This window comes from Arcanobacterium canis (assembly GCF_029625435.1).
Taxonomy (GTDB): domain Bacteria; phylum Actinomycetota; class Actinomycetes; order Actinomycetales; family Actinomycetaceae; genus Arcanobacterium; species Arcanobacterium canis.
Window position 1 is genome coordinate 204,389 of sequence record NZ_CP121208.1, and the last position, 17,249, is coordinate 221,637.

Sequence of the window (17,249 nt, forward strand, 5' to 3'; positions counted from 1 at the left end):
AACTCCCACCTTTCCAAAATTTACTTTGAGGGAAAGGGACAACGATGTCCAATAACACTTCTCATCCAACGAATTACGCAATGAATAAGTCGCTGGGCGTGACTGCAATGGTGCTGTCCGCCACTGGCATGGGCCTCGTTGGGACCTTTTCACGCGGTGCAACAGCTGGGCTCAAGCCTGATGACAAAGCGGTCATCGGATCTTTTCTTGCCTTCGGACGAATGACGTTCGGAGTGATCGGATTCGTCATCATTGCACTTCTCACGCGCAAAATTCGTGATGTTCTTTCTGCCAGAATCACCCCTGCGGTGATCCTTGGCGGTGTATCGATCGGTCTTTCGCTCGGTTGCTATATTTCCTCAACTCTGCTGACATCCATTTCAAACGCAGTGTTCTTGATCTACACCGGGCCTCTTTTCTGTACGATCTTGGCTCGCATTATTCGAAAGGAGCGAGTATCAGCGCTTTCCTGGTTCTTCCTTTCACTCGTCTTCATCGGCATGTTGTTGACTATCGGAGTGATCGGCTGGGATAACGGTTTGACCTTCGGACTCGACCTCTCTGCAGTCAGCGCTGAATATCCGAAGAAACCCCTCGGTGACCTCTTGGGGCTGCTCTCGGGAGTCTTCTACGGGCTTGCATTGTTCTTCTATGGCTACCGCAAAGACATGGATTCGGTTGTTCGTGGCACATGGAATTTCGTCTGGGCTGCAGTTGCGGCGCTCGCGATGTCGCTGGTGCTCCAACCCTGGCATGGAGTCTCCACTTTCTCAGCTTCGAACTGGTGGTGGGCAGTCGGCTTGTTCCTTGTGTGTGGCTTGTTCGCTCTCGGTTGGCTGGTGGTGGCTGGTCGAAACCTGCCGGCAGTGGAAATGTCAACGATCTCCTATTGGGAGTGTGTCGTTGCGATTATCTGTGGCGTCCTGATTTTCCACGAGTCGATTGGCTGGCTCAGTGGCATGGGTGGGCTACTGATCATTATCGGAGGATTCGCCCCGGTGTTTTTCAACGAAAATCCCAGCGCTGACAATGCACTTGCGGATCACTGATATGCCGCTTTGAAGAAGTGGCCTCAATGGCGAGGTATCGATAAAGGATAGTGGTGGAAATGTCCCACGCAATTCGATTAGAAAATTCGGTTGATTCACCGGAGTTCAAAAAGACTCTGCACCGAGCTGCCGGAGCAAGCTTTATCGGCAACTTCATCGAATGGTTCGACTACGCTTCATATGGGTACCTCGCCATTGTCATCGGCGCAGTATTCTTCCCTGAGTCAGACGAATCTGTCCGCTTAATGTCAACGTTTGCGATCTTCGCAATGTCCTTTATTCTGCGGCCTGTTGGTGCAGTCTTGTGGGGTGCGTGGGGTGATCGATTCGGGCGCCGATGGGCACTATCGTGGTCCATCCTCATCATGTCCGGCTCGACTTTCTTAGTTGGTCTGTTGCCAGGGATTGAAAAGATCGGAATTGCAGCTCCGCTCTTGCTTTTGATCCTCCGCATGATCCAGGGATTCTCTGCTTCGGGTGAATATGCAGGAGCGGCTACGTTCTTGGCGGAGTTTTCCCCGCGAGATCGCCGTGGCATGTACACGGCATTGGTTCCGGCATCGACTGCGGCGGGCTTACTCGCAGGATCGCTGTCGGTGACGGCGTTACACAACTTCCTTGATCCCGCCCAGATGAGTGCATGGGGCTGGCGTGTTCCCTTCTTGCTCGCTCTGCCATTAGGTTTCGTCGGGCGTTTCATCCGCGTTCATCTCGAAGATTCTCCTGTTTTCCAGGAGATGGCAGCGAGCCCCAAGATGAAGAAGAACAAGTATCCCCTGCGCGATCTGCTCAAACACCATCGTTTCCCGCTCGCTGTCGCTTTCGGTGTGGCTTCCTTGAATGCTGTGGCGTTCTATATATTGCTCAGCTACATGCCCACCTATCTCCACGAAGCCCTCGGTGTTCCAGAAGCAACAGCGACTGGAATTTCAGCGCTGACGCTCACTGTCTATATCGCGGCCATCGGTATCATGGGCCATTTTTCCGACAAAATCGGCCGACGCCGGATGCTCATTTTTGCGTCAATTGCTTTCATTATTGGCTCGGTTCCAGTGTTCTGGTGGATGGGGCAGGGACATTTGTGGGTCATCATTCTGTGCGAGTTCATCTTTGCTGTGTGCTTGACTCTTAACGATGGCCCACTTGCGACCTTCCTCGCCGAATCTTTCCCGACGGAGGTGCGCTATTCGGGTTTCGCTCTGGCGTTTAACGGTGCCAATGCGCTCCTTGGAGGAACTGCTCCGTTTGTTGCCACGTGGCTGATTTCGGTAACGCATACGCGCCTTGCCCCAGCAATCTATCTCACAGTGATCGCGGCGGCCGCGCTCGTCGCGATGCTCTTTGCCAGGGATAACGCTGGCGAAGAGCTGACCGATATCGAGTGATCGACACATCCTGGTGCCACCGTAACGGCGACAAAAAAGAGGGGTTTGGGCAAAATTCGATGGACAGGGTTGTTAATATCGAGTCACACGTTTTGAGCACTGGGGAGAATCGTTATGGTTCACACGACAAGCGAGGTAAAGCAAGGATCGACATCTCGAGGTCAGATGCGCAGGCTGAGAATTATTGAAGCCGCAGCCGATTTGATCTATGAGAAAGGTCCCTCGTCGGTAACCCACAGAAGCGTGGCAGCTCGTGCGAAATGCTCACTTTCGGCAACGACCTACTATTTTTCTGGTCTCGAAGATCTTCTCTATCAAGCAGGTAAAATCAATATCTCTCGTTGGGCCACGCGCGCTGAACGCGTTGCTGAAACGGTGGAATCGCTTAGCGGTAGCATCGACGCTGAACAGCGCACCAACTATGTTCTCGCGGCCACTTTGCCTGAAGGAAACGCTCTCGCTGGGCATTACGCTCAACTGATGGATGCCGGAAGCTCTGCGCCGATTGCGCGAGCCTATCGCACAGGGCGTTCCCGCTTGAACATGGCAGTGGAACGAGTTCTGTCGCATCTCGGAATTCAAGCTCCGGCGGAACTCATTATTGCCATCGTTGACGGCGCTGCGGTGTCGGCGCTGTCTGAAGGCCGCGAAGTTCGAGAGAATGCACGCGAACTCCTTGTCCAATTTTTCACGCTCTTGGGCTGTGAATCGGTGCCGTGCCAGGAAAATAAATAGGTTCATCGTCGCGCGACAATGTTGAGCTAGGCCTCCCGTCCCTTTTCCGGGACCAAAACCCCAATAAATCCTGAAATTTCAACCAAAGATCCTCCTCATGTAGGACTTTGGGAGGTAGGGGAGATAATCGCACAAAATCGCTGAAAAATTTTTCACAAATGCTACAATCGGCTCTATTTCGCCGTTTTCTCTGTTCTCGCTTTTGTTTGCCTAACCCCGATATGGTTAGGGGGCAAGACGACGAGGGCGGCGTCAAGTTGCCGAAAAAACCTCAGTTGCTCAGAAAAGGAAGAGAATCATGACTCCAACGGAAAAGGCAAAGACGACCTCAGGAGCTGTGAAGGATCAGCAGTCCGATATCACCGCCATGATCGATGAACTCGCAAAGAAAGCTCGTGTGGCTCTCGAAGAGTTCGACTCCTACGATCAGGAGCGAATCAATAAGATCGTACACGCGATGGCGCTCGCTGGAACTGATCAGCACCAGAAACTCGCCCGTAAAGCCATTGATGAGACTGGGCGCGGTCTCTACGAAGACAAGGCGGTAAAGAACCTCTACTCCACCGAGTACATTTGGAACTCGATTAAGTACAACCGCACGGTTGGTGTGATCAAGGAAGATAAGCAGAAGGGCATCACTGAGATCGCAGAGCCGATCGGCGTGATTGCAGGCGTCACCCCGGTGACCAACCCGACATCGACCACGATGTTCAAGTGCATTATCTCCATCATGACTCGCAACCCGATCATCTTCGCGTTCCACCCCTCAGCACAGCAGTGCTCGACGGCGGCAGCGCAGGTCATGCTCGATGCCGCAGTCAAGGCTGGCGCACCGGAGAACTGCATTCAGTGGATCGAGCAGCCATCCCTCGATGCCACCAAGAGCCTCCTTAATCACCCGACTATTGCGCTGACCCTCGCAACCGGCGGTGCCGGAATGGTTCAGTCGGCATACTCCACCGGAAAGCCAGCTCTCGGTGTTGGCCCGGGTAACGCTCCGGTTTACGTACACAAGACCGCCAAGATTCGTCGTACTGTCAATGACCTCATCATTTCCAAGACGTTCGACAACGGCATGATCTGTGCTTCCGAGCAGTGCCTCGTGATCGACGAGGAAATCAAGGACGCTCTCATGGAAGAGTTTGTGGCAATGGGTTGCCACATTGTCACTTCTGAAGAGAAGAAGAAGCTCACCGCATTTATGGTCCGCGACAACGGCACTATCGCCCCCGGCGTCGTCGGCATGAGTGCTGGCCGTATTGCAAAGGAAGCTGGTCTCGATCTTCCTGAGCACACGAAGATCCTTCTCGTTGAGCTTGACGAAGTTTCGGATAATGAGCCTTTCGCACACGAGAAGCTCTGCCCGGTTCTTGGCTTCACCACCGTCAAGGATGATGTCGAAGGCTTCGACGTCGCTGAGAAGCTACTCAAGATGGGCGGCTTGGGCCATACTGCAGTCGTCCACACCCAAGACCGTGAGATCGAGCAGGCATACGGGCTGCGTATGAAGGCATGTCGCATCATCGTTAACTCGCCGTCGGCTCTTGGCGGTATCGGTGACGTCTACAACGGCCTGGTTCCGTCGCTGACGCTCGGTTGTGGTTCTTACGGGCGCAACTCGGTGTCGCACAATGTCTCGGCAACCGACCTCATCAACGTGAAGCGAATCGCGGAAAGGCGCAACAATATGCAGTGGTTCAAGGTTCCGCCGAAGACCTACTTCGAGCGCTACTCCACCCAGTACCTCCAGAAGATGCAGGGCATTTCCCGTGTCTTCATCGTCACCGATCCTGGCATGGTCATGAACGGTTACGTGGATGTCCTCATCGCACACCTCAAGCAGCGTCGCGACGATGTTGCATGGAACATCTTCCAGGACGTTGAGCCAAACCCGACGTCGAACACCGTCTTCCGCGGTGCTCAACTGATGAACGAGTTCAAGCCTGACTGCATCATCGCCCTCGGTGGCGGTTCACCGATGGACGCCGCGAAGGCAATGTGGCTGTTCTACGAACACCCAGAGAGCTCCTACTTCGGCATGAAGCAGAAGTTCATGGATATCCGTAAGCGTACCTACCGTTTCCCGAAGCTTGGCCGCAAGGCGCAGTTTGTGGCCATCCCGACGACGTCGGGTACCGGTTCTGAATGCACCCCGTTTGCAGTCATCACCGATTCCGAGAACCACGTGAAGTACCCCTTCGCGGATTACGCGATCACCCCAGATGTGGCAATCGTGGACGCGCAGTACGTCGATTCGGTGCCGCCGCGTACCGCAGCCGATTCCGGCATGGACGCTCTGACGCACGCGATCGAGTCCTACGTGTCAACTATGGCCTCGGATTACACTCGTGGTCTGTCGTTGCGTGCAGCCCAGATGATTTTCGCGAACCTGCGCAAGTCGGTTCTCGAAGGTGACAAGGATGCCAAGGAAACCATGCACAATGCGTCGGCAATGGCTGGTATGGCGTTCGCAAACGCGTTCCTCGGAATTGTTCACTCGCTCTCGCACAAGGTCGGCGGTGAATTCAACATTGCCCACGGACGTACGAACGCGATCTTCCTGCCTCACGTGATCAAGTACAACGCCACCAAGCCGTACAAGCACGCGATCTTCCCCAAGTACGAGCACTACCGTGCAGACGAGGATCTTGCTGAGTTTTCTCGTTTCATGGGCTTCGGTGGAGCGACTACCGAAGAGTCGGTTGACAACCTCATTAAGGAAGTAACCAAGCTCGCGCAGGATCTGGGCATCAAGATGAGCCTCAAGGAGAACGGCGTGACTCGTGAGATGCTCGAAGAAAAGATCGACGTTCTGGCCGATCTCGCTCTGGAAGATCAGTGTACTCCGGCAAACCCGAAGGCTCCGCTCGTTTCCGAACTTCGCGATCTCATCTACGATGCTTACGAGGGCGTGGTGGGTTTCACCGCTGGTGGCGGAGTGATTTCCGATGCTGCCGTGGCAGATGCACAGCCTAAGGGTAAGCAAGCAGATCTGACTGGTTCAGAGGCTGATCCTGTCAACCAGAAGGCTGCTCAGGCATCTGACGAAGCTTTAGCTGGCAAGGATAAGAGCGCAGACAAGTCCAAAAAGTCGGGTAAGTGACGGTTTATTCGCTCGCCCACATGCTGGCAGCGAGCGAGTAAATTTTCAAGCCTCATCGTGAGCTGATAGTTCGTCTCTGACCCATCAATGATGTGAGTTAGGTGCGAAGGTGGAAGCCACGCAGGCAGTACGCTGATCACACTGCTGATCCGGTCGGCGTGCAGTAGGCGGGGAGGAATTTTCCTCCCCGCCTACTTATACATATTGACGGACGATCCCTCTGTGCCGTTTTCGTTCCAGGGGCGTGATGGAACTCTCTAGGCCCAGGTACGCGACGGTTGCGTTGAAAATGCCGGTGCAGCAGGAGCGGCGACATTGCCAATTTCGCCGAGTGAGGCGCTGTCTGAATTTTCATGTGAGTCGATGCCTGCCGAGGGATGTTCATATCTAGCGAGGTAGGCCGTCCGGCCCCGATGTGTTCAATGGTGCTTGCTACAATTGTGTGCGAAGGTAGCAACCGCTACTGCAACCACTGATAGGGAAGCTGATATGACTTATAAACTTGTGCTCCTCCGTCACGGTGAAAGTGAATGGAACGCGAAGAATCTCTTCACGGGTTGGGTGGATGTGCCGCTCTCCGAGAAGGGTACGGAAGAGGCTCGCCGTGGTGGCAAGCTTCTCAAGGACGCTGACGTCCTGCCTGAGATTCTTCACACCTCACTTCTTCGCCGCGCGATCATGACGGCCAACCTCGCACTTGATGCGGCTGATCGTCACTGGATTCCTGTCAAGCGCGATTGGCGCCTGAACGAGCGTCACTACGGTGCGCTTCAGGGCAAGAACAAGAAGGAAATTCGTGATGAGTACGGCGAGGAGCAGTTCATGCTCTGGCGTCGTTCCTACGATGTTCCGCCGCCGGAAATTGAGCTGGGTTCGGAGTTCTCTCAGGATACCGATCCGCGCTACGCCGGTGAGCCGATTCCGCGTTCGGAGTGCCTTAAGGACGTTCTTGAGCGTCTGCTTCCTTACTGGGAAGGCGAGATTGTGCCGGATCTCAAGACGGGTAAGACTGTGATGATTGCCGCTCACGGAAATTCTCTGCGCGCAATCATCAAGCATCTGGACAAGATCTCGGATGAGGCCATCTCTGGTCTGAACGTACCGACGGGTATTCCGCTCTACTACGAGCTGGATGAAGAGACTCTTGAGCCAGTGACCAAGGGCGGCACCTACCTCGATCCTGAGGCTGCCAAGGCTGCGATCGAAGCTGTCGCAAATCAGGGTAAGTAAGACGCGCAAAGCATCTATTGCCGCAAGTGTGAAGGAGGCGCAGGGAGATGATTTCCTGCGCCTCCTTCACTCTCTAGCTGGTAGCCCTTAGGCCTCCGGCTCCATTCCAGTAATGAGGAACTTCATGCGCGTGGCAACATTGACCGCCTGATCGCCGTAACGTTCGAGGTAACGGCCGAGAAGAATAATGTCTACGATTTCCTGGCGAGTTAGCTCAATTCCTGGATCAAGCACGTAGTCAAACGACTTGCGATGCAAGTCGTCAAGCGTGTCGTCGTCGGCAAGGATCTCGTGTGCAAGTCCGATATCTTTCGTCTCGACCAGCTTCGCCACTTTCTCACCAACCACTGCCGCTTGGTCGGCCATCGCGGTCAGCAACTCATACACTGGGCCTTGAACGGCAGTTGATGGGTAACGGCCACGGGCGACGTAGGCGACATGGCGAGCCAGATCGCCCATACGCTCGATTGTCGAGCTCAGTCGCATCGCGGATGCCACGGTGCGCAGATCTTTTGCGACAGGAGCCTGGCGTACAAGAAGTGAAATCGCCATCTCGTCAACGTTACGTTCGAGCAAGTCGATTTTCTGATCGGCGTCGATGACCTGCTCCGCAAGTGCGAGATTTGCGTCCTTGAACGATTCGGCAGCGAGGCGCATTGCGCGTGCAGCGCCTTTCGTCTCAGCGATCAGGGTGTCATACAGCTCGTGCATTTCATTGCGAAACTGTTCGCGCATATTGTCTCCTTCGTTCGTCAGATGGCGGTGCGAGGTACACCATGACGGGCACCATTGCGCCACCGCACCCGAATGTAGGTATTAAATCAGGTGGGAGTGAATTACGTGCGCGCCTTAGGTGAACAGTTGGAAAACACTCGTCATTTTGTGCGCGTGCTCAGTTAGGCTGGGATACATGGACGGAGGCACGGCTCGCCTGGGTTTTGTCATGCTCGGCGTACTGATCGGCGTCGTGGCTGGCGGCGCATTAGTTTTCTACGCATTACGTGCGGCAAATTCTCGCGAAATTCACGAGCGCCGACGTCGCGCAGCTGCAGAAAAAATCGGGGTCGATGAGGTTCTTCGCGCGTTACCTCAAGGCTCGGTCATTGTTGACCGCCGCGGCGACGTTCTTCATGCTTCTCCCGACGCGGCCTCTTCTGGCTTGGTGAACGGATCGAGGCTACGAGGCGAATTAGCCGACGCCGTCGCACACGTGCGCAAAAGCACCAGGCGCGTACATGCTGACAAAAGCGCCGACGTCGTCGGCGACTCGTTCCCTCACACCATCGCCGTTCGCGGAGAGCTTGGCATCCGCCAGATTTCGGTTCGTGTCGTGCCCTTAGAAGACGCTGCGATACTCGTGCTTTTCCGCGATATCACTGCTGAGCACCAAGCCCAAGCGCTACGCGAAGACTTTGTGGCAAACGTCAGCCACGAACTCAAAACTCCTGTTGGGGCAATTCGTCTGCTCGCAGAAACTATCGAGGACAACGCATCGGATCCAGCCACCGTGGCACATTTTGCGAGTCGTTTGGGACGTGAAACGGAGCGTCTGTCCGCATTGGTGTCGCAAATTATGGAGCTCTCGCGTGTCACATCGGGCGTGGCGACGGAACGGAATCGAGTCGAGATTGACGTCGTTGTTGCCGAAGCACTTGACCGTGCGCGTATCGGTGCGAGCGCTCGAAACATCGAGCTCATTGGTGGGGGCGAACCCGGGCTGACGGTGCGCGGCAGTCATCAAATGCTCGTCAGTGCTCTACGTAATCTTTTGGATAACGCAATTCGATATTCGCGTGAAAATTCACGGGTCTCTGTCGGTGTCGCCTCGCGCGAGGGGAATGTGGAAATTGCTGTGGTTGACGCTGGAATCGGAATTGCCCCCGATATCCGCGCGCGTATCTTTGAACGCTTTTTCCGCGGTGACGAGGCGCGCACACGCGATGCCGGTGGAAACGGCCTGGGCTTGGCGATCGTGAAGCATGTGGCCGCCGAACACGGTGGAGAGGTTCGTTTGTGGAGTGAAGTTGGCCGTGGATCGACTTTCACTCTTGTGATCCCGGAAGAACGCACGCAGGAAACCGATATGGCCGACGTCGGCGCGGAAAGGTAAGTGATATGACGAAAATTTTGGTGGTCGATGACGAACCAACCTATCGCGAGACTCTCGAATTTAACCTCAACCGTGATGGTTTTGAGGTGGCAACGGCAGCAAGCGGGCCGCAGGCTGTGGTGGAGTTTCGCAGCTTTCGCCCAGACCTCATCTTGCTTGACCTCATGTTGCCGCACATGAGTGGGGAGGATGTGTTCCGCAAGATCAGAAGCGAGTCGGATGTCCCGGTCATCATGCTCACTGCGAAAGATTCAGAGATCGATCGCGTGGTTGGCCTTGAACTCGGTGCCGACGACTACGTGACCAAACCGTACTCGTATCGCGAACTGTTGGCGCGTATCCGCGCGATACTGCGTCGTCTTGAGAAAGCTACCGAGGTAGTGCCTGAGGCGACGGGGCACGTGCTTCACACAGGAACAGTTGAGCTAGATCCTGATGCTCACGAAGTGCGGGTGAACGGAGAACCGGTTGCCATGCCTTTGCGTGAGTTCGAACTTTTGAAACTTCTCATGGAAAACGCCAATCGCGTGTTGACGCGTACCCAGATCTTCGATGCGTTGTGGGGAGTTGACTACATCGGAGACCCGAAAACCCTCGATGTTCACGTCAAGCGTATCCGTGCAAAAATTGAGGCAGATCCGGCCAATCCGCGCCAATTAGTGACGGTGCGGGGACTGGGCTACAAACTTTTAGACCTCCTTGAGAAATAGCCGTTTGCTAGAATGATCCCTAAGTTGGACTGTGTGCGCCTACGGAAAGCCCGAAGCGCGTAGGCAGTAGAGGAGTTTTTGTGAGCGTTGAGTTCAAGGTTGGCGAAACGGTTGTCTATCCGCACCATGGGGCTGCGGAAATTGAGGACATCTCGGAAAAGACCATGCGTGGAGAGAAGCGGCTGTACCTCACTCTACGCGTGCTCCAAAACGACATGGTGATTCAAGTTCCTGCTGATTCGATCGAAGATGTTGGCGTGCGCGACGTCTCCAACGAGGAGCAGTTAGAGCACGTTTTCGGAGTTCTTCGTGAAGAGGACGTTGAAGAGCCCAGCAACTGGTCGCGTCGTTTTAAGGCAAATGGTGAAAAACTCACCTCCGGAGACGTCAACAAAGTGGCCGAGGTTGTCCGTGACCTCACTCGTCGTAATGCTGACCGTGGCTTGAGTGCGGGGGAGAAGCGCATGTTGAGCCAGGCTCGCGGTATTTTGGCCTCGGAAATTGCTTTGGCCCGTGACGTTGACGAGTCCGACGCTGACGAATTACTCAATGAGGTGCTTGGCGAATATGTTCCTAGCCCAAGTTCAGCGGACTCAGCCGACGAAGCCGAGTGATTTTCCGGCGTCGGCCATAGATAATCTTTTATGACAGAGCTGGGGAGTTGTGATACTCGAACCGTTCGCGGTGTCGAGGTCGTGGCTCCCCAGCTTTTCTGTTGTTTTCTGTTGCGAAATTTCTGATGTGAAATTTGGGAGGAAAATGAGTGTCGTTGCGGTGGTGACAGCCGCTGGATCAGGAACTCGTTTGGGCGCGAATATCCCCAAAGCCCTCGTTGAGCTTGACGGTGACCCACTCATTGTCCATGCGATACGCGGCATGATCGCTGGTGGTGTGAGGCAGATTGTGGTGACAATCCCGGCCGGATACGAAGAAGATTTCGCGCGAGCCCTTGCACAGTTCTCGCCCAGTAGTGACGACGGCAAGATGAACAGTGTTGAGAGCGGTACTGACCCTGTTCGTGTCACGTGCGTGGTCGGCGGCCGTACCCGCCAAGAATCTGTCGCTCGCGGACTCGCTGAGGTTGACGCGTCAGTGGTTCTCATCCACGACGCCGCACGTTGCCTCACTCCGCCGTCGGTCATCCGACGTGTGATTGAGGCTGTCGAAGCGGGAGCCGCGGCCGTGGTGCCGGTGATGGCGGTAACTGACACGATCAAGCGCACCGTCGTCGTTGCGGACGAAGAAACACCGGCACACGCACAGCCGCTCGGCGCGACTGTAGACCGCGCCGAATTACGCGCTGTGCAAACACCCCAAGGATTCGCTACCGAGCTGGTCAAACGTGCCCATGCGAAGGGTGAAAAGCTCAGCGCCTCTGAGCTCAGCGCAGCCCCTGATGATGCTGCACTTGTTGAGCTTCTGGGGAAGCGAGTGTGGGCAGTGGCTGGTTCTTCCGAATCTCTCAAAATTACAACACCCTTCGATCTGGCGGTTGCTGAGTTCCTTTGTCAGCGCCGCAAAAAGGACAATGATGTGTGATCCACGAAATCTGCGAACCGCAGTCGCCACGGATATCCACCAATTCAGCACAGATGTTGGCCGACCAATGTGGCTAGCGTGTCTGCAGTGGCCAGGAGTGACTGGTCTGGAGGGTCACTCTGACGCCGACGTCGCAGCTCACGCGGTTGCTGACGCGATATTAATTGCTTCAGGAGTAGGAGAACTCGGGAGCGTGTTCGGAGTAGGGCGCCCGGAATTCTCAGGGGCATCCGGGGCACGCTTACTCGGTGAATCTGCTCGGCTGGTGCGAGAAGCCGGGTGGGACATCATTAACGCGTCTGTGCAGATCATCGGTCCAAAGCCGCGCTTTTCACCACGTAAGAAAGAAGCGGAAGAAGCAATGACTTCAGTGCTTGGTGCGCCATGTACGGTAGCAGCGACGACAACTGATCATCTCGGGTTCCCTGGCCGCGGTGAGGGGCTTGCTGCGGTTGCGTCTGCTCTCGTATACAAGTTGCCTTCAACACGCCAGTAAGTTGTGGCTGTCTTCATTGAATTTTCAGCACAATCACGAGAAAAATCCATCATTAGGACTTCCTGGGTGTATTTTTTGTAACGCCATGCCTTATTCTTGCCATGGAAAAGTGTTTTCATAACGAAGGAGCGCTGTAGTTATGCGGTTGTCTCATAAGGATTCGGTTCTGGATCTTGTTGGAGCCCAATCGAAGCATTTGGGTAGAGCAACAAAGGTTCTCACCGAATTGGCACATGCGAATCGTGCCGATCGCGAATCGCTGTACACGCGACTACATGCAGTTGAGAATGACGCCGATGCGGCAAGCCACAAAGTGATCCAAACGATCAACAGAAGTTTCGTACTTCCTTTTGATCGGGAGGATCTTTTTAATTTGACCTCATTGATTGATGACTGTGTGGATATGATCGATGAAGCCGGCGGAAATATGGTGCTGTATAAAGTCGAAGAGTTGCCGCCGGACGCTCTGAAGCTCATCGATATTCTTCAAAAGTGTGCCGATGTGACGATGACTTTGCTGAGCAAGCTGGAGAAGATCGACGAACATATGCGTGCATACTGGGTTGAAATCAACCAGCTTGAGAACCACGGTGACACCGTGTATCGCAAGCTCATTTCTGATCTTTTTGCTGATGACGATGCCAACATGATGGCCGTGATGCGTATGAAGTTCGTGGTGGAACGTCTGGAGGGTGCGATCGATCGTTTTGAGAATCTCGCCGCTGTGGTTGAGACAATCGCGATCAAGGAGTCATAAGCGTGGATCTGACGCTGTTTTTGGTTTTGATGATCGTTGTTGTGGCGTTCATCTTTGATTTTACGAATGGTTTCCACGACGCCGCGAATGCAGTGGCGACAGCCGTGGCAACTCGCGCGTGGAGCTTAAACCGTGCGCTTGAGATGGCTGCTGTGATGAACTTCGTCGGTGCGCTCATTGGTACGGGTGTTGCCGAGACGATTGGTTCGGGAATTGTCTCGCCTCCGCAAGATAATTCGGGTTTGATCGTGGTGGCATCGGGCCTGCTTGGCGCGATTATCTGGAACGTGATTACGTGGTGGTTTGGGCTGCCGTCGTCGTCGTCGCACGCACTAATCGGCGGTCTGACGGGTGCCGGTCTGGCAGCGTCGGTGACGGTTCACTGGGCAGTGATCGGTGAGAAGGTCGTCCTGCCGATGTTCTTGTCACCGATGGTGGGCTTCGTTCTGGCCTATATCGGAATGAAAATTTTGCTCAAAGTATTCGAGCGCGCTACCTACAAGAAGACGATGCGTGGCTTCCGCAAACTGCAGCTTTTCTCGAGTGCTGCGATTGCACTTGGTCATGGTTTGCAAGATGCGCAGAAGACTATGGGCGTGGTTGTCCTTGCTCTTGTTGCTGGTGGGTACCACGAAGGAACCTCAATCCCGCTCTGGGTGAAGATTGGTGCCGCTGCAGCGATTTCGCTTGGCACATACACCGGTGGTATGCGCATCATGAAGACCCTCGGCCGCAATATTACGGCCGTCGATCCGGCGCGTGGATTCGTGGCTGAATCTGTGGCTGCGTCGGTTCTCTACACCACCGCATTTTTGTGGCACGCACCTATTTCGACTACTCACACTGTGACTTCCGCGGTGATGGGCGTGGGCGCCACGAAGCGCCGTAGTGCTGTGCGCTGGGGAGTCGCAGGAACCATCGTGGGCGGCTGGTTCTTGACCCTGCCCGCATCGGCAGCGTTCTCCATGATCACATTCACGATTTTGCACGCGATCATGTAGCGCTGCGAGAACGAAGCGTATGAGACTGCATGAGCACGAAGGGCTGGTTGAGAAAACCAGCCCTTCGTTAGATGTGTTTATTCGCCGTGTTCTTGTGGTTTCACGGGGATGAAAGTGAACAAACCCAGGGCCAGTGTGAACACGATTCCGAGGATTCCGAAGTAAGCCGCATCCTTGAGGGCAATTCCGGTAAGTGCTGCGCCGAGAGTGATCGCAGTGGAATACAGGAACGGCGCGAGGAAGGAGACTGCACGGCCTGTCGTGGCATACAAACCGAACATTTCACCTTCTTCACCTGGTGGAGCAATACGTGCAAGATATGTGCGCGAAGCAGATTGAGTTGGTCCCACGAAGATGCACAGTGCTAGGCCGAGCGCCCAGTACACTGTGTGTGGAGAGTAACCGAATGCCCCTCGGTGGAAAATAAAGATCAGGATTCCAATCACGCTCATTGACGCAACAGAGAAAATAATGACGCGTCGAGCTCCCAGAATGTCATCAAGGTATCCGAAAGCAATGGTGGCGATACCTGCGATGACGTTCGCGGCGACACCGAAGATGATGATTTCGCCGTCGCCGAAGCCGAAAGCAGCGCCCGCCAGAATTGCACCAAAAGTAAAGACGCCGGCAAGTCCATCACGATAAATTGCGGAGGAAATCAAGAACCAGACCAGTGAGCGATCCTCGTTCCAAATGCGTCTCAGGGAAGACCACACCTCACGATAAGCCTCACGGATCCCGCCGGGGGCTTCATCGATTGTCGGAGAAACATCGCGAAGCGTGACGATGAGAGGTAGGGAAAAGACGAAGCTCCAGATGGCCGCAATCAGTACGGCGCCCGAATATTGAGGCCATTTTCGCTCGTGACACCAAACCAGCCGACCTCGGGCTGGATAAAACCGACGAAGAGAATCAGCAGGAGCACGATGCCGCCGATGTAGCCCATGCCCCACCCGAAGCCAGAGATCTTGCCGAAGTCTTTGCGAGGCGCGATGTCGGTGAGGATCGAGTTGTACACCACGGAGCCGATTTCAAGCGCGATGTTGCCGACTGCCAGGAGGAGCAAGCCGAGCCACAGCTGCCACTGGCCAGGAGAAACGAAGAACATGAGCGCGGTGACCAGCGATACCATCAGCGTGGTGATCCGCAAGACGGTGGCGCGGCGCCCTGAGCGATCCACTGATTGGCCCAGAGTCGGTGCCGAAAGGGCGATCAGAAGGCCTGCGGCAGCGAGTACATAGCCCAGAGCAGTATTGGCGTGTGGGCCGAATCCGGGGGCTTTGACCAGATACACCGAAAAAACGAAGGTGGTCACCACGGAGTTGAATGCTGCACTTGCCCAGTCCCACAGACCCCACGAAATGACGTGCGGGAACATAATCCAATGCTTGCCGCTACCTTCGCCGTTCTCGGCTTGGCCGATCGAATCCAGCGTGCGACGTGCGTGGATCACTGTCGAACCTCCTGCAGGTTCGGTTACTGCTCGTTCTCCTGGGAGGAAGTACGAGTTGGCACGCGTAGGTTTGGCTTTTTTGACATGTGGACAATTTATCGCGTTTTGGGCGAGTGATGTGTTTGGAGCCTAGTTCAGATTTTCGACGACGCAGCGGTGTGGTCGCAGACGTTTCCACAGTTACGCTGAGTGCTGACTTTTTCCACTACGTCAATCTTTGTGCAGGCCGAGGTGGTGTTTACGGTAAACTGTTGGCGTGACGCTAAAGATTTATGATTCGCCGGCTCGGACACTACGAGATTTTCATCCCCTTATTGACGGGAAAGTGGGGATCTATTTGTGTGGTGCCACGGTCCAGGGTTCGCCCCATATCGGCCATATGAGGAGCGCTGTCGCGTTCGACGTATTGCGACGGTGGCTGATGCGCCGTGGATACGAGGTCACGCTTATTCGTAACGTCACCGATATTGATGACAAAATCCTGAACAAGAGTTCTGAGGCTGGGTGTTCCTGGTGGGCGTGGGCTTATACATTCGAACAAGAATTCAATGCTGCCTACGATGCTTTGGGTATCATCCGTCCGACCTATGAACCTCATGCCACGGCACATATTCCTGAACAGATCGCTCTCATCGAGCGATTGATTGAGCGTGGCCACGCGTATGCCACTGACGCGGGGAATGTGTATTTCGATGTCAGTTCACAGCCGGACTACGGTTCACTCACCAATCAACGGGTGGGTGATCTGGCGATTGATGAATCCGAGAGCGAGCCAGACAAACGCAACCCCCACGATTTTGCACTGTGGAAACGTGCCAAAGAGTCAGAACCTGATACGGCGAAATGGGAAACCCGATGGGGCCTTGGGCGTCCGGGATGGCACTTAGAGTGTTCGGCCATGAGTGGGAAGTACCTGGGCGAGAGCTTCGATATCCACGCAGGCGGGATCGACCTCCGTTTCCCTCACCATGAAAACGAACAGGCGCAGAGCCATGGTGCTGGGTATGGCTTTGCTCAATATTGGATGCATAACGCGTGGGTGACCATCGATGGCGAGAAGATGAGCAAGTCACTGGGTAACTCGCTCACGGTGGCGAACATTCTCAAAGAGTATCCGGCTGTCTTGGTTCGATTCGCTCTGGGAACAGTTCACTACCGCTCCACCGTTGCGTATTCGGACAAGACGCTGCATGAAGCAGGAGCGGTATGGGATCGCCTGAAAGGTTTCGTTGAACGTGCGGCGAGCGCAGTGGGTGAAATTCCTGCTGAAGAATTGATGCTTCTTCCAGGAGATCTTCCGGAAGAATTCGTCCTTGCGATGGATGATGACATCAATGTATCGGCTGCGCTCGCGGTCATTCATGAACACGTGAAGCGAGGGAACTCGGCACTTGCTGAAGGCCAGCAAGCAACAGTTCGCATAGAACAGTTGCTTGTTCGTTCGATGCTTGATGTCCTCGGACTTGATCCTCTTTCTCCCCAGTGGCGAAGTGGATCGAGTGAAGGGTCAGCGGTGATGAACGCGCTGGACACACTGGTAAAGGACGTTCTTGATAAGCGTGCGAAGGCACGTGCAGATAAAGATTGGGCCACGGCAGATGCGATGCGTGATCTGCTTGCGGGCGCAGGTATTTCGGTTGCAGATTCGGCGGATGGCGCCACCTGGAAGTTGGGAGAATAA

General features: G+C 54.8%; 16 protein-coding genes. 13 read left to right on the forward strand and 3 right to left on the reverse strand.

The genetic code is table 11. The features are described from left to right. The first annotated feature begins 44 nt into the window (after positions 1-44). The 5 genes from P7079_RS00885 to P7079_RS00905 all read left to right on the forward strand — a co-directional run bounded on the left by P7079_RS00885 (position 45) and on the right by P7079_RS00905 (position 7,502). Positions 45-1,049, forward strand: coding sequence for a DMT family transporter (locus P7079_RS00885; RefSeq protein ID WP_278012965.1), 1,005 nt, complete (start codon positions 45-47; stop codon positions 1,047-1,049). Positions 1,050-1,108: 59 nt separating this feature from the next. After that, positions 1,109-2,434, forward strand: coding sequence for an MFS transporter (locus tag P7079_RS00890; protein WP_278012966.1), 1,326 nt, complete (start codon positions 1,109-1,111; stop codon positions 2,432-2,434). 114 nt (positions 2,435-2,548) lie between these two features. Next, positions 2,549-3,169 carry a TetR/AcrR family transcriptional regulator gene (locus P7079_RS00895; protein ID WP_278012967.1) on the forward strand — a complete coding sequence of 207 codons (621 nt, stop codon included), beginning with the start codon at positions 2,549-2,551 and terminating at the stop codon, positions 3,167-3,169. Positions 3,170-3,467: 298 nt separating this feature from the next. Beyond that, entirely contained in the window at positions 3,468-6,272 is a 2,805-nt protein-coding gene (gene adhE, locus P7079_RS00900) for a bifunctional acetaldehyde-CoA/alcohol dehydrogenase (RefSeq protein WP_278012968.1), read from the forward strand. Positions 6,273-6,761: 489 nt separating this feature from the next. After that, on the forward strand, positions 6,762-7,502 hold the full coding sequence (locus tag P7079_RS00905; RefSeq protein WP_278012969.1) for a phosphoglyceromutase: 741 nt from the start codon (positions 6,762-6,764) through the stop codon (positions 7,500-7,502). 87 nt (positions 7,503-7,589) lie between these two features. On the opposite strand, the gene phoU is transcribed toward P7079_RS00905, so the two are convergent. Beyond that, on the reverse strand, positions 7,590-8,237 hold the full coding sequence (gene phoU, locus P7079_RS00910; protein ID WP_278012970.1) for a phosphate signaling complex protein PhoU: 648 nt from the start codon (positions 8,235-8,237) through the stop codon (positions 7,590-7,592). Between the two features lie 175 nt (positions 8,238-8,412). Here phoU and P7079_RS00915 point away from each other — a divergent pair, with 175 nt between their 5' ends. The 7 genes from P7079_RS00915 to P7079_RS00945 all read left to right on the forward strand — a co-directional run bounded on the left by P7079_RS00915 (position 8,413) and on the right by P7079_RS00945 (position 14,115). Continuing rightward, entirely contained in the window at positions 8,413-9,612 is a 1,200-nt protein-coding gene (locus P7079_RS00915; RefSeq protein WP_278012971.1) for a sensor histidine kinase, read from the forward strand. Positions 9,613-9,617: 5 nt separating this feature from the next. Continuing rightward, complete coding sequence (locus P7079_RS00920; RefSeq protein WP_278012972.1) at positions 9,618-10,322, forward strand: response regulator; 705 nt, start codon at positions 9,618-9,620, stop codon at positions 10,320-10,322. 80 nt (positions 10,323-10,402) lie between these two features. Then, the gene (locus tag P7079_RS00925; RefSeq protein WP_278012973.1) at positions 10,403-10,936 is read left to right on the forward strand and encodes a CarD family transcriptional regulator; all 534 of its coding nucleotides are present in this window, start codon (positions 10,403-10,405) and stop codon (positions 10,934-10,936) included. A gap of 145 nt (positions 10,937-11,081) precedes the next feature. Then, the gene (gene ispD / locus P7079_RS00930; protein ID WP_278012974.1) at positions 11,082-11,861 is read left to right on the forward strand and encodes a 2-C-methyl-D-erythritol 4-phosphate cytidylyltransferase; all 780 of its coding nucleotides are present in this window, start codon (positions 11,082-11,084) and stop codon (positions 11,859-11,861) included. Beyond that, positions 11,851-12,357 (forward strand): 2-C-methyl-D-erythritol 2,4-cyclodiphosphate synthase, encoded by a 507-nt coding sequence (locus P7079_RS00935; protein ID WP_278012975.1) that lies wholly within the window; start codon positions 11,851-11,853, stop codon positions 12,355-12,357. The genes ispD and P7079_RS00935 overlap by 11 nt, the downstream gene beginning before the upstream one ends. Positions 12,358-12,496: 139 nt before the next feature. Further along, positions 12,497-13,114: a DUF47 domain-containing protein gene (locus tag P7079_RS00940; RefSeq protein ID WP_278012976.1), complete on the forward strand. Its 618-nt coding sequence runs from the start codon at positions 12,497-12,499 to the stop codon at positions 13,112-13,114. Positions 13,115-13,116: 2 nt separating this feature from the next. Then, complete coding sequence (locus P7079_RS00945; protein ID WP_278012977.1) at positions 13,117-14,115, forward strand: inorganic phosphate transporter; 999 nt, start codon at positions 13,117-13,119, stop codon at positions 14,113-14,115. 77 nt (positions 14,116-14,192) lie between these two features. On the opposite strand, the gene P7079_RS00950 is transcribed toward P7079_RS00945, so the two are convergent. Both P7079_RS00950 and P7079_RS00955 read right to left on the reverse strand, forming a co-directional pair. Then, positions 14,193-14,993, reverse strand: a complete 801-nt coding sequence (locus P7079_RS00950; RefSeq protein WP_278013575.1) for an MFS transporter — start codon at positions 14,991-14,993, stop codon at positions 14,193-14,195. After that, positions 14,942-15,568: an MFS transporter gene (locus P7079_RS00955; protein WP_278012978.1), complete on the reverse strand. Its 627-nt coding sequence runs from the start codon at positions 15,566-15,568 to the stop codon at positions 14,942-14,944. The genes P7079_RS00950 and P7079_RS00955 overlap by 52 nt, the downstream gene beginning before the upstream one ends. Positions 15,569-15,824: 256 nt before the next feature. Between P7079_RS00955 and cysS the strand changes: the two genes are divergently transcribed. Then, positions 15,825-17,249 carry a cysteine--tRNA ligase gene (gene cysS / locus P7079_RS00960; protein ID WP_278012979.1) on the forward strand — a complete coding sequence of 475 codons (1,425 nt, stop codon included), beginning with the start codon at positions 15,825-15,827 and terminating at the stop codon, positions 17,247-17,249.

Excerpts from the sequence above, each read along its gene's own strand:
- P7079_RS00920 (WP_278012972.1), top strand. The coding sequence starts at position 9,618 with ATGACGAAAATTTTGGTGGTCGATGACGAACCAACCTATCGCGAGACT.
- P7079_RS00935 (WP_278012975.1), top strand. The coding sequence starts at position 11,851 with ATGATGTGTGATCCACGAAATCTGCGAACCGCAGTCGCCACGGATATC.
- P7079_RS00895 (WP_278012967.1), top strand. The coding sequence starts at position 2,549 with ATGGTTCACACGACAAGCGAGGTAAAGCAAGGATCGACATCTCGAGGT.
- phoU (WP_278012970.1), bottom strand. The coding sequence starts at position 8,237 with ATGCGCGAACAGTTTCGCAATGAAATGCACGAGCTGTATGACACCCTG.
- P7079_RS00940 (WP_278012976.1), top strand. The coding sequence starts at position 12,497 with ATGCGGTTGTCTCATAAGGATTCGGTTCTGGATCTTGTTGGAGCCCAA.
- adhE (WP_278012968.1), top strand. The coding sequence starts at position 3,468 with ATGACTCCAACGGAAAAGGCAAAGACGACCTCAGGAGCTGTGAAGGAT.
- P7079_RS00905 (WP_278012969.1), top strand. The coding sequence starts at position 6,762 with ATGACTTATAAACTTGTGCTCCTCCGTCACGGTGAAAGTGAATGGAAC.
- P7079_RS00885 (WP_278012965.1), top strand. The coding sequence starts at position 45 with ATGTCCAATAACACTTCTCATCCAACGAATTACGCAATGAATAAGTCG.
- P7079_RS00890 (WP_278012966.1), top strand. The coding sequence starts at position 1,109 with ATGTCCCACGCAATTCGATTAGAAAATTCGGTTGATTCACCGGAGTTC.
- ispD (WP_278012974.1), top strand. The coding sequence starts at position 11,082 with ATGAGTGTCGTTGCGGTGGTGACAGCCGCTGGATCAGGAACTCGTTTG.
- P7079_RS00915 (WP_278012971.1), top strand. The coding sequence starts at position 8,413 with ATGGACGGAGGCACGGCTCGCCTGGGTTTTGTCATGCTCGGCGTACTG.